The organism is Chryseobacterium sp. FW101-FHT12H09 (assembly GCF_058790395.1).
In genome coordinates this window covers 1,026,287-1,038,254 of sequence record NZ_JBYTCP010000002.1, presented here as the reverse complement: position 1 = coordinate 1,038,254, position 11,968 = coordinate 1,026,287, and the positions used below count along the sequence as shown (strand labels likewise).

Genomic DNA, 11,968 nt, shown 5'->3' with positions numbered 1-11,968 from the left:
ATACAATCTCACCCGCAAAGGTATGATTTTTTTCATAACAAAAAAATTATTTTGATTATTTAATAATAATATTATCTTCCGTTAATATTATTTTTTTCTCTTCACCTATTGCAAACATATGGTCTTCCAATACTTTTTCGGTTGTTCCCCTAAGTCCTCTGGCTCCCAATCCTTTGTCCAAAGTTTCATCTACAATTTTTTCAATAGCACCATCAGTGAATACCAATTCCGTGCCATCCATTTTAAAGAGCTCTACAAACTGGTTTACAATTGAGTTTTTCGGTTCCTTCATAATGCGTACCATTGTTTCTTTGGTAAGTTTATCAAGATACGTTATGATTGGAAATCTTCCCAAAAGTTCGGGAATTAATCCGAAAGAACGTAGATCAATTGCATTAATATTTGTTAATACATATTCATCTTCATCCACGTTGTTTATTTTTTCGGAGCTGAAACCTATCGCCTGTTTGTTCATTCTCCTTTCAATAATTTCTTTAATACCATCAAAGGCTCCACCAGCAATAAATAATATATTTTGTGTGTTTACCTGGATGTATTTCTGATCCGGATGTTTTCTACCTCCCTGAGGTGGAACATTTACAATACTTCCTTCTAATAGCTTCAACAAACCCTGTTGAACCCCTTCCCCGGAAACATCTCTTGTAATACTTGGATTATCAGATTTTCTGGCTATTTTATCGATCTCATCGATAAATACAATTCCTTTTTCCGCTTTTTCAACATCATAATCTGCCACCATAAGCAGCCTTGATAAGATACTTTCCACATCTTCTCCGACATAACCTGCTTCGGTCAAAATTGTCGCATCTACTATACAAAACGGGACATTAAGCTCTCGAGCTATTGTCTTTGCTAATAATGTTTTTCCCGTTCCTGTTTCACCAATCATTATTATGTTTGATTTTTCAAGCTCAACTTCTCTATTTTCTTCCTGAGCATGAAGTAATCTTTTATAGTGATTGTAAACTGCAATCGAAAGCTGTTTTTTTGCCTGATCCTGTCCGATCACATATTGATTAAGAAATTCTTTAATTTCTTTTGGCTTTTTCAGGGTATCTATGTTTTCTGCCGGTGAAAATTCAGTTTTAGTAGCACTGTCTTTAACAATGGAGTGAGCCTGCTCTATACAATTTTCACAAATAAAGCCGTTCTGACCAGAAATAAGCATCTGCACTTCATTTCTTTTTCTGCCACAGAAAGAACATTGGTTTGAATTCATACTATTATATAATATATATGTTAAAGAAAATCGCAAAAAATTTCTTTTTTACGATCTCTTAATTTTTAAGAATTAATAATTGAGTTTCGAATTTCGATGTACTCTTCGTCCGTTAATTTTAATCTTTCATTTCTGAAATTCATATCCTCCACTTTATTTAATGGGATCAGATGAATATGCGCATGAGGAACTTCTAATCCTACTACCGCAACACCTACTCTAATACATGGAATTGCAATTTTAATCTGTTTTGCCACTTTCTGAGAAAATGCCCACAGATTTTTATACTCTTCGCTTTCTAAATCAAAAATAAGATCGACTTCTTTTTTAGGAACAACCAATGTATGTCCTTTCACTAATGGCATAGCATCTAAAAATGCTATAAAATTCTCATCCTCTGCAATTTTATACGAAGGAATGTCACCGTTAATGATTTTTGTAAATATAGTACTCATATTGATCAGAAATTAGATGTATTACAGAGTGATTTCTAATACTTCAAAAGATAACTTATTCCCATTTGGAAGAGTGATTTCAGCAGTTTCACCTATAACTTTTCCTAGTAACCCTTTTGCAATAGGTGTATTCACAGAAATTCTACCACTTTTCAAGTCACTTTCATTATCAGGAACCAAAGTAAATACCTGTTCTTGCTGAGTTGCATTATTTTTTAGTCTCACAGTCGTTAAAATGGAAACTTTTGAAGTATCTAATTGGCTTTCATCTATAATTTTAGAAACAGAAATAACATCTTTAAGTTTAGAAATTCTCATTTCAAGCATTCCCTGCGCTTCCTTCGCTGCATCATATTCTGCATTTTCAGACAAGTCACCCTTGTCTCTTGCTTCTGCTATCTGCTGAGTAATTTTAGGTCTTTCTACAGTTTCTAACTGTTCCAGCTCAGCTTTCATTTTATCTAACCCCTCCTTTGTAACATAGCTTGCCATAATTTTCAAAATTTAGTTTTAGTATAAAAAAATAATCCGACATTTGTCGGACAATGTTTTCGTGTTGTAATCGTTTAATTTTTACAAATATATAAAAATTTAAATTGAAATGAAAAAAACTTTTTCAATCTTATCCTTTTTTACCTTATTGACAATCAGTGCGTTAACTATAAATTCTTGCGGAAGTAGAGAAGATACTGTAAGTTGTTTTCCAACGAGTCCTATTAACGTAACTTTAAACCTTAATCTTCCTGCTTATTTTAATTTGACGCAACCACAGGGCTGGCTCTATGTAGACGAACAACAATCCGGAACCAGAGGTCTGATTGTAGTGCGTGGAAGTAATAATACATTTAAAGTATTTGATAGAAATGCACCTCATCTTTGTCCTGATAATGACACCACTCTTGAGGTTAAAAATAACATAAGCATTGTTTGCCCTAAAGATAATGCTACCTGGATCTTACTTACTGGAAATCCAACATCTGTTACCTCCCTACCTCCTAAAACCTATCCTTATAATTACGATCCTGCAACAAGAGTTTTAAGTATTTATTATTAAAATTAAATTATGAAAGTCGTTATACAGAGGGTTTCTGAAGCTCATGTAAAAGTAGATGGAAAGATCGTAGGTGAAATTGGAAGTGGCTTTATGCTTCTCATTGGTATAGATGAAAATGATGAACAAACAGATGCAGACTGGCTGGTTCAGAAAATACTCAATCTCAGAGTTTTTGCCGATGCAGACGAAAAGCTTAACCTTTCAATAAAAGATATTTCAGGAGAAATTCTTTGTATAAGCCAGTTTACGTTAATCGCAGATTATAAGAAAGGAAACCGCCCATCATTTATAAAGGCTGCAAAGCCAGATAAAGCAATTCCTCTTTTTGACTATTTTAAAGAGGAGATTGCAAAGTCCGGATTAAAAACAGAAAGTGGGATTTTTGCCGCTGATATGAAGGTTTCTCTCATCAATGACGGACCTGTAACAATTGTAATGGACAGTCAAACGAAATCATAGATTATAAATTTCATAAAAAATATTAAAATATCAATAGAATTTAATAAATTTATTTCACCAAATATTGAATTTTAATACAAAATACTATGAAAACAAAAATCTTTCTTTTATTGATTTTCTGCTTTGTGCTATCTTTCGGACAGAACAGAAAAGGGCAGTTTCAGCTTGAAAAAAATTCGAAATCACATTCACTCTATGTTTGTTTTTCTAAAACCAGTCATCCAAATGACCTTATTAATGCGGTGTTAAATAAGAATCCTTCCCTGAAGGAATTTGTCCAAAAAAATGAACTGTCATTTGTTGATGAGCTTGGTTTCAGTGATAAGAAACTGAATGAAATGATTGAAGCCAGTAAAAAGTATAAAAAATCAGGCGAGTCCATTGAAAAGCTGAAACGGATTTATAAGGTTGAGAGCCCTATAAAAGATAATGATAATATGGTAAGGCTGGCACGAGATTTCGAAAGGTTCCCGGAAGTGGAATATGCTTCTATACTAAGCAATGAACCTATAACTCCTCCATTTACCAAAACCTTTGTTGCCACTCCAAATCTGGAAACCTCTCAGAATTATTTACTTGGTAATCCAGGGATCAATGTAAATTATGCGTGGTCAAGAGGAATTACAGGTCAAAATGTAAGAATCCGTGATGTGGAATATGGCTTCCACAAACCTCATGAAATGCTTGTTACCCGAAATGCAATTCAATATGAATCCGGAGTTTTACCCAATTCATCATTAACGGATCCTAACAGTTCTTATTATAGTTATCTTGACCACGGAACTGCTGTGATGAGTATCCTTGGTTCAGCAAAAGATAATATCGGACTTTCGGGGACAGCATATAACGCAACAGAAATGAAGGGTTTTCTGGAATGGACTACAAATTCATACAATAGAGTGGCTGCTGTTACACGTTCAATAAATGCGTCTCAGGCTGGAGACATTATTTTATATGAAATGCAAACTGGAGGACAGAATTCCAATTATGTTCTTGCTGAATATAATAATGTTGTCTGGGATCTGACAAAAGCAGCAACTGATTCAGGAATTATTATCATAGCCGCTGCAGGAAATGGAAATGAAAATCTGGATAATTCCTTTTATTCGGCTTACAATGCAAGGGGAAATAGTGGTGCGATTGTTGTCGGAGCCGGCTCGGATACATCTCAACATTCCAGATTAAGCTTCAGCACGTATGGTTCAAGAGTAAATGTACAGGGTTGGGGTCAAAATGTTCTAGCCGCGGGTTATGGTTCTTGGGCTAAATATGACAATGACAATAACAGAACATACACTCTCTTTAACGGAACAAGTTCAGCAACACCCATCGTTGCTTCTGCTGCAATACTGATACAATCTTTTAATTTCCAACAAACCGGACAGTACCTTAGTCCTTCCGAAATGAGAAATATCCTTATTAGTACAGGAATACCTCAAGGTGGTAATCTGACGACAAAAATCGGCCCTCTTCCAAATATCAAGGCTGCTATAGAATATTTAGAAAGCAGCCGTACTACGCTTTCATCAAAGACCATGACATTAAGTCCTTTAAAAGTTGAAATATATCCTAATCCTGCATCAAATTTTATTTCGATTAGAAATTCTGAGGATAAAGAGGTCAATTTTGAAATCTTTAATATGATGGGACAGTTGGTATCAAAAGGAACTATTTTAACGGATAAAAAAATTGATATATCAAATCTTCCAAAAGGCAACTATCTCATTCACTCTACTGATGGACAAAGGAGAGTTGTAGAAAAATTCATTAAACAATAAACTATCATTAAAAACGTCTCCCATTTTTTGAGAGACGTTTTTTTAATAAACTTTTATAAAAACTATTTCGCAGGTATACTGCTGAAATTAAGTGCTACCTTTAAGTTCATATCTGAACTGGTCTGATTTTTCAGCTCATAAACTGTTCTTACGGTTACTCCGTTACTCTTTACTACTTCATCTAGAAATCCGTTATTATCCAGATCCAGATTCAGACTTGAGCTGTTTGAAGAAATATTGGTACGGGAAGCCACTAATCTTTCTCCTGTACCTGTTGAAGAAATGTATACTTTAACGCTTTTTAAAGCGCTTAAATTTCCACCTGCCGGAGAAACTACAGAAATTTTCGCATCTGCTAATCTCACGTCTTTTATTTTCGCATTGTTATTTCCACCAAACCAGGTCTGCACATTGGAAGCTGTAGCAGTAGAAGATACTTCTTTGTCTGCAGGTACTCCTGTGGATACTAAAACATTTGCTGTATAAGGGAATGTATTCTGAACCAATGACTGTACTGTTCCACAACTAACAAGAGCAGCTGAAGCTACTATTGCCGTTAAAAATATATTTTTCATAATTAGTAAATCTTAATAATGGATACATTACAGAAACTATACCAAAGATCATTCTACACTTACAGAGAAACTTCCTTTTGTGTTTCCTGATGCCATATTACTTTTTCCAATAATTAACCAAATCTCTCCTCTTCCTGCAACCTGATAAAAAATATCTCTTCCAAAGGGTCCATCATAATCTCCGTTTGGCAGTTTTATTTGATTAAACCTAATGTTAAAATCTTTCTCTTTAGTAGAAATAAAGGCTTTAAGGTCAGCTTTATTATAATTAGTAATCTTTAATATCAACTCCTGCCCATCTTTTGTAAATTGTTCTCCTACAGTAAAGGGAAGTTGGGACGCATCAGCAGTTCTTATAATCTGACCTTCTTTTTCACTTCTCATCACGCCTTTTTTTAAAACATGTTTAGTGACGGGAGAATTATTAATAAGCGAATCTTTTTGTCTTAGCGCAACAGAATCTACTGATGATTCGGGATGAGGCTGCTCGCTAACCATGATCGAATCTTTGTTCGCTGTTTCAGTATTTGCTTCTTTTTTACAAGAAATAATAATCAGTGGGATCAGCAATAAGGACTTTTTCATAATAACTATTCTTTTAATGTTTCATAGTAAAGAATTTTTGAAAGAAAGGTTGGTGACTTCTCTTTTTCTACTTTACTAATAATTTGTTTTTTTAAATTTTTATCATTTTTTTCTTCGGCATATTCCAGTAACTTTTTATCACTGAAATTAATGGATTTTACATGATAATTAACCACAAAATCATTTCGTTTCATGTTTTGGAAAGTTATAAAACCACCCCAATTGATATAACTACAAGCCAAAATTGTTCCATAAAAATACCAGGTCATTGTATTAAATAAGAATGCATTTCTTTTTTTCCCTTGAATTTTAATAAAGGTCATTATCAGGCCAATCAATGCCAAGATCAAGAATCCATAAACTCCAAGCCTTTTATAAGTAAAACCGTAATTAATAATATATTCTGAATTTTTTATCATTGCAGAGATGATCAATACAGCATTCAGCAATATCCAAATCTTAGCCAGAGTTTTCAATAATCCTGCTTTTGGATCAAAGTTGAAACTGGATTTAAAGTAAAACATGATCACCAGTATTGCCATAATGATCGACATGATCACAGCATTTACCCTTTCATGTGTTTCTTCTGAAAGTTGGCTAGGGGTCTTTGCCACCTCATAAAACTGTTCGTAATTATAGGTAATTATAAAAAAAATCAGCAGAACATTTAATGAGAAAAAGGAGATCACTCCACTCATTCTTTCGGCATCTAGGTCCAGAAAAGAGTAGCTTGATTTTACTGTTTTATCTTTCTCATGAAAAGTATTATCTAAAACATGGTTTTGTTTGTAGATAAGTTTTTCAACCGTATAGGTCCAATAATTAAAGGCAATAAATGTCCCTAAAATTGTAATACAGAATAACTGCCAAAAGTTGACATCTAATTCAATGTTGGTAAAGAGATTGGCAAAATGATCACTCCCCACAGAATAAATTCCAAAGAAAATAGCTATTAATATTGTAGGAATAAGAATAAATGCAAACAGCTTCTGCCATAACCTGGAAATATTCCTTTTTGGGAGCCACTGATCAAAACTAAAAAACCGACAGAAAAATGTAAAGCAATTCACTACAAAAACAGGAATTAGTAAAAGAGTTTTCATCCTTTTATTTTTAGATCTATAGGATAAAAGTAAAAGGGAACTTACAACTGCCAAAAATGAAGGAAAATCTCCATACCAGGCAAATGCTACAGAAGAAAGGACACTTGTAAGAACCAAGGTATAAAAAACTTTTGTCTTGTTTCTTTCAGGTGTTTTATGCCAGGTAAGTACAGAATAAATAATTCCTAAAATACCTAGGTTTAGTCCTACATTTTCATCATAAAACAGAATGATGAAGAAGGCAGTTGTAAGTAATATATAATGATGTGTTTTCATGATGTAATTAATAATGGGTTATTATATTTTTTTGTTGAATGAAATCTTTCAGATTTTCGAAGTTTTGCCACAATAAAGCTTCAAAATCCCAATGGTGAAAAGGCCTCATATTCTTGCCTTTTTTATATGCCTGCAGGTACATTTTAGAATATTCCGGTAATATCAATGTTCCTAATACAATTGCTGCCAAAAGGTGAGCATTGATCTTTCCGTTTCCTAGAAGTAGGAATTGCATCGCAATTTCATCTTCAAAGTTGGTTCCACATCCAGTAATAAGATGATGTACATCATGATTTTCCATTTTTGGGATCATTGTAAATCCATGACGTTTATAAAACTCACCCAGCTTTCTTCCTAAAGAATCCTCACTGAAGCTAAGCAGTTGTTGCTCATTAAACTGCCATTGCCTTTTCTTTTTCTTAAAATACTTTCTGTACAATTTTTGAGTTTTATCATACACAAAGAGTAAAAAGCGAACACGTAATTTTTTCATACTTTGATTATTTTAATAGACTGAGTCCAGTGACTGTGTAAAGGATAGCCATAGGAATATTGGCCAGGAGTATACTCGTTGCCTGTAAACAAGTGTTAAGTTTAGATTTATAGGCAAAGCCATAAATCAACAATCCCAATATCACTAAAAGATTAAGAACGGATCCAAAAATAAGCAACATAAAACCACTCACTGCGAATAGATCAACTCTGGTTATGAGATATCCGAAAAGACATATATTTCCGAATAAAAATGAAGATCCGAACACATATTTTCCAATGTTTAAAATTTGTTTATTATTCATATTACACTAAGAATTTGTTAAAGTAAAAACTGTAATTTCCGGGCGAACCATAAAACGAACCTGGTAAGAATGTCCAATAGCCCGATTGATATAAAGCATCCTTCCATCTTTTAAATTGATTTCTCCAGAGACATATTTTTTATTTTTCACGGGAAGTATAGGAGTAATCACCCCGGGAATCCGACATTGACCTCCATGGGTATGTCCACTTAAAATCCAGCCTTTGTAATTATTCCAGATATCTTTGTCGCATACATCAGGATTATGGCAGAGAACAAGGTTAGCTTTTAAAGGGTCATGATCTTTCATTACCTGCATTGGATCGAAATTGGGAGAAGTAAGATCTTCAAATCCGATAAAATTAAGACCGTTCTTTTCTCGTTGTTCATTATTAAGCATCTCAATTCCAAAATCATTTAAAACCCCACAGATACTTCGTGAAAGCCCTATATCATTCCAGGTCGGTCCATAATCATGGTTTCCTAAAATCCCAAAAGTTCCTAAACTGCCATAAACAGCGTTCTCCATTACCACTCTTAAATCATTTTGTTCCTGTAAAGTTCCGTGGTTCACAAAATCCCCGGTATAGACTACAAAGTCAGGTTTGAACGGTCGTGCTTTTTCAAAAGATTCAATAAGAAATTTCCAGTCAAAGCGATTTCCCACATGTAAATCTGAAATCTGCATTAATATTTTGCCTTCCAGTGCTTCGGGTAAGTTTTTAATCGGAAGTTTTCTTTCAACAAATTCTACCCAAAAAGGTTCTACCTGCCACGAATACAATGCTGGGAATGCCCCGATTACTGAAGCCTGCATAAGTCTTTTTAAAAATGTTTTTCTTGTCATTGATATTTTTTAAATTTATTTTAACAAAGAACTTTGAAATACAAAGTAAATTTGTAAAAAAATATATGTGTCTAACGTCCTATTAATTTTTCCAGTGCATTCAAATGTTCTGTGAAAGCCAGTCTTCCATTTTGGGTCACCCTGTATGATGTTTTTGGTTTTTTTCCTACAAATTCTTTCTTCACCTCTATATATCCAGCTTTTTCTAACGCATTACTATGACTCGCTAAATTACCATCTGTAATTTCCAATAAACTTTTCATTTCTGAGAAATCAACCCAGTCGTTGACCATAAGGACAGACATAATGCCTAGTCTTACGCGACTTTCGAATTCTTTATTGAGCTGATTTATTTTAATCATAATTTCAGTTATCAGGTTGCAGGGTTTAGTTTTTTTCGAACCGCAAATTTATATTTTTATTTATATTTCTTATGCATAATTAATCCATATACTATATGCAGAATACCAAAACCCACGGTCCAGAAAAGCAGTCCCCATCCCAGAAAAAATAATGAGATCAATCCTAAAATGATTTGACAATATCCCAAGTATTTTACATCAGTCAAAGTATATCTTTCAGCGCTCACCAAAGCCAGCCCATAAAAAATCAAAGTAGCTGGTGCAATCCATACAAAAAGATGATGAAAGAGAAGAGCAAGACAGAAGACACCACCCGTTATTAAAGGGACGCAAAAAGTTATTAATAGACGTTTGGTAGTGCCATCCCATATTTTAAGACCCTTCTTTTTACTTTTATTAGCAGTAAAAATATATCCGCTTAATATGGCAGCAAATAAAATCAAAGTTCCGATAATCACCAATTCTTTAACCAAAGCCATACTGTATATGTTTCGATCCCCTTCGAAATAGTCAATTCCATTTCTTTTAAGAACAAAATAAACATAGCCTGCACCAATTAGTGCCGCTAAACCAGCAACAACTCCAGACAATCCACTCAATGAAATAAATCTTGAAGATCTCTCCATCATGGAACGGATATGAGATAGATCTTCGTGATAGTTTTTTGAATCCATATAAAGAACTTTGAAATACAAAGTTATGATTTATTTTTAATCTCCAAAATATTATTTAATAAATTTCAAATAAAAAACCGTCGACCACAATCAACGGTTTTTTATTTATGATAACAAATACTTATTTTGCTCTTAATCTTTCTTTGATAGATTCAATATTTTTCTTTGCAGAATCTTCTAAAATCAAACTTGCACTCATATGAATTCTCGCAGGCATAAGTTCATTAAAATGATCTGTTCCCTCCCAAGATACTTTTTTAATTAAAGCTAAAGCATCACTACTTCTTGATGCGAGAGTTTGTAGAAATTTATTCAGTTTTAAATCCATCTCATCAATATTGTCTGAAACTGAATGGTATACATTATGCTGTTCAGCCCATTCTGCAGTTCTGAAATCAGCATCAATAGCCATTGCAGAGAATTGGGATTTTCCGATTTTCCTTTCTACATATGGACCAATAACAAAGGGGCCAATTCCTAAATTAATCTCAGTTAAAGCCAGTGCGGAATCTTTCGTTGCGAAACAATAATCAGCTCCACAAGCGATACCTACTCCACCACCTGTTGTTTTCCCCTGTACCCTTACCACAACTATTTTACCACAATTTCTCATCGCATTTAAAACTTTAGCAAAACCTCCAAAGAATTTTGTAGAAGCGTCAAGTTCTTCAATTGCCAAAAGTTCATCAAAGCTTGCCCCTGCACAGAAAGCTTTTTCACCTTCACTTTTTACAAGAATAGCTTTCACCTCACCCTTTGCTCCTTCATCTAAAATGGTCTGGGCCAACTTTTCCAAAATAGCTCCGGGAAGTGCATTACTTTTAGGTGTTCCGAAAGTGATTTCGGCGATATTATTTTTAAGCTCTGATATTACGAATTCGTTCATTTTTAAATTTATATTGGATAAATACAAAAATAGTAATTACAGGCTTTTAACGAAAATTAAACCTATACAAATTAAGTATTTCGTCTTTTTTATTTGTTGTAAATTTACTATAAATACAATGTCAGTTTTTATCATTTATTTTTTATAGAAATAGTAATACGTAAAAATACGGAGTCCTTAATTTGGTACTTTCTACTCTACCCGCAAACTCATATATATTGTTCCTTTGGGATATTAAAATACAAACTATTCAGAACTGCTTTTAAAAGCCAAAAAAGAATAGAAAAAATTAAAAACCTAAAAAACTTATTATTATGGAAGAATACATGGGCATAGTAAAACTATTTGCAGGAAATTTTGCACCAAGAAATTGGATGCTCTGCGATGGAAGACTGCTAAGCATCTCAAATAACAGCGCTTTATTTTCTTTGTTAGGAACAACATATGGCGGAGATGGAGTAACTACCTTTGCTTTACCAAACTTAATTGGACGTATGGCATTAGGAGCAGGTAGCGCAAGTGGTAAATCTTATCCAATAGGTATTATAGCGGGGAGTGATACCACAACCCTGCAACAACAAAACATGCCAAGCATGATAGGGTTCCAGTTGAAAGTGGCCAACAAAAACGCCAATTCATCAACTCCAACATCATCATCGGCTATTGCAATAACAGGAACACAGGTCGGAAGAGATTTCAACGCAGTACCTAGTTATGTAAATGACAGTCCAGACACTGTAATCAATCCTCAATCAATCTCTTATATGGGACAAAACCTTCCTGTTAATAATATGCCGCCTTTTCTTGGGCTGAATTATATTATCTGTGTTGCAGGAATATACCCTCCAAGAGATTAAAATTCAACAATTACACTAATC

16 protein-coding genes are annotated in these 11,968 nt (G+C 33.8%); 4 read left to right on the top strand and 12 right to left on the bottom strand.

The genetic code is table 11. The annotated features are described in order from the left end of the window. Nucleotides 1–55 precede the first annotated feature (55 nt). From clpX to greA, 3 genes are all read right to left on the bottom strand, one after another. A complete protein-coding gene (gene clpX / locus AC3WRL_RS10540; RefSeq protein WP_214831283.1) occupies nt 56–1,240 on the bottom strand; it encodes an ATP-dependent Clp protease ATP-binding subunit ClpX in 1,185 nt (394 codons plus the stop codon). Between the two features lie 65 nt (nt 1,241–1,305). Beyond that, the gene (locus tag AC3WRL_RS10535; RefSeq protein WP_214831282.1) at nt 1,306–1,695 is read right to left on the bottom strand and encodes an HIT family protein; all 390 of its coding nucleotides are present in this window, start codon (nt 1,693–1,695) and stop codon (nt 1,306–1,308) included. A 21-nt stretch (nt 1,696–1,716) separates the two neighbouring features. After that, nucleotides 1,717–2,187 carry a transcription elongation factor GreA gene (gene greA / locus AC3WRL_RS10530; RefSeq protein ID WP_214831281.1) on the bottom strand — a complete coding sequence of 157 codons (471 nt, stop codon included), beginning with the start codon at nt 2,185–2,187 and terminating at the stop codon, nt 1,717–1,719. A gap of 109 nt (nt 2,188–2,296) precedes the next feature. Between greA and AC3WRL_RS10525 the strand changes: the two genes are divergently transcribed. From AC3WRL_RS10525 to AC3WRL_RS10515, 3 genes are all read left to right on the top strand, one after another. Further along, nucleotides 2,297–2,749: a hypothetical protein gene (locus AC3WRL_RS10525; protein ID WP_214831280.1), complete on the top strand. Its 453-nt coding sequence runs from the start codon at nt 2,297–2,299 to the stop codon at nt 2,747–2,749. Nucleotides 2,750–2,758: 9 nt separating this feature from the next. Then, nucleotides 2,759–3,208 (top strand): D-aminoacyl-tRNA deacylase, encoded by a 450-nt coding sequence (dtd, locus tag AC3WRL_RS10520; RefSeq protein WP_214831279.1) that lies wholly within the window; start codon nt 2,759–2,761, stop codon nt 3,206–3,208. Between the two features lie 86 nt (nt 3,209–3,294). Next, nucleotides 3,295–4,986, top strand: a complete 1,692-nt coding sequence (locus tag AC3WRL_RS10515; protein ID WP_492330241.1) for a S8 family peptidase — start codon at nt 3,295–3,297, stop codon at nt 4,984–4,986. Nucleotides 4,987–5,048: 62 nt separating this feature from the next. Here the strand turns inward: AC3WRL_RS10515 and AC3WRL_RS10510 are convergent, their stop codons facing one another. The 9 genes from AC3WRL_RS10510 to AC3WRL_RS10470 all read right to left on the bottom strand — a co-directional run bounded on the left by AC3WRL_RS10510 (nt 5,049) and on the right by AC3WRL_RS10470 (nt 11,090). Then, the gene (locus AC3WRL_RS10510; RefSeq protein WP_214831277.1) at nt 5,049–5,561 is read right to left on the bottom strand and encodes a hypothetical protein; all 513 of its coding nucleotides are present in this window, start codon (nt 5,559–5,561) and stop codon (nt 5,049–5,051) included. Nucleotides 5,562–5,609: 48 nt separating this feature from the next. Next, nucleotides 5,610–6,146 carry a hypothetical protein gene (locus AC3WRL_RS10505; protein ID WP_214831276.1) on the bottom strand — a complete coding sequence of 179 codons (537 nt, stop codon included), beginning with the start codon at nt 6,144–6,146 and terminating at the stop codon, nt 5,610–5,612. Between the two features lie 5 nt (nt 6,147–6,151). Further along, complete coding sequence (locus AC3WRL_RS10500) at nt 6,152–7,525, bottom strand: DUF4153 domain-containing protein (RefSeq protein ID WP_492330240.1); 1,374 nt, start codon at nt 7,523–7,525, stop codon at nt 6,152–6,154. A 7-nt stretch (nt 7,526–7,532) separates the two neighbouring features. Then, nucleotides 7,533–8,018 (bottom strand): Coq4 family protein, encoded by a 486-nt coding sequence (locus AC3WRL_RS10495; protein ID WP_492330239.1) that lies wholly within the window; start codon nt 8,016–8,018, stop codon nt 7,533–7,535. A 7-nt stretch (nt 8,019–8,025) separates the two neighbouring features. Beyond that, nucleotides 8,026–8,322 (bottom strand): hypothetical protein, encoded by a 297-nt coding sequence (locus AC3WRL_RS10490; protein WP_492330238.1) that lies wholly within the window; start codon nt 8,320–8,322, stop codon nt 8,026–8,028. Nucleotides 8,323–8,328: 6 nt separating this feature from the next. Beyond that, on the bottom strand, nt 8,329–9,168 hold the full coding sequence (locus tag AC3WRL_RS10485) for a metallophosphoesterase (protein WP_492330237.1): 840 nt from the start codon (nt 9,166–9,168) through the stop codon (nt 8,329–8,331). Nucleotides 9,169–9,239: 71 nt separating this feature from the next. Beyond that, a complete protein-coding gene (locus AC3WRL_RS10480) occupies nt 9,240–9,530 on the bottom strand; it encodes a winged helix-turn-helix domain-containing protein (protein ID WP_492330236.1) in 291 nt (96 codons plus the stop codon). 56 nt (nt 9,531–9,586) lie between these two features. Next, nucleotides 9,587–10,204 carry a hypothetical protein gene (locus AC3WRL_RS10475; RefSeq protein ID WP_214831270.1) on the bottom strand — a complete coding sequence of 206 codons (618 nt, stop codon included), beginning with the start codon at nt 10,202–10,204 and terminating at the stop codon, nt 9,587–9,589. Nucleotides 10,205–10,325: 121 nt separating this feature from the next. Continuing rightward, nucleotides 10,326–11,090, bottom strand: coding sequence for an enoyl-CoA hydratase/isomerase family protein (locus AC3WRL_RS10470; protein ID WP_492330235.1), 765 nt, complete (start codon nt 11,088–11,090; stop codon nt 10,326–10,328). 314 nt (nt 11,091–11,404) lie between these two features. Here AC3WRL_RS10470 and AC3WRL_RS10465 point away from each other — a divergent pair, with 314 nt between their 5' ends. Next, the gene (locus AC3WRL_RS10465; RefSeq protein ID WP_214831268.1) at nt 11,405–11,947 is read left to right on the top strand and encodes a phage tail protein; all 543 of its coding nucleotides are present in this window, start codon (nt 11,405–11,407) and stop codon (nt 11,945–11,947) included. Nucleotides 11,948–11,968 lie beyond the last annotated feature (21 nt).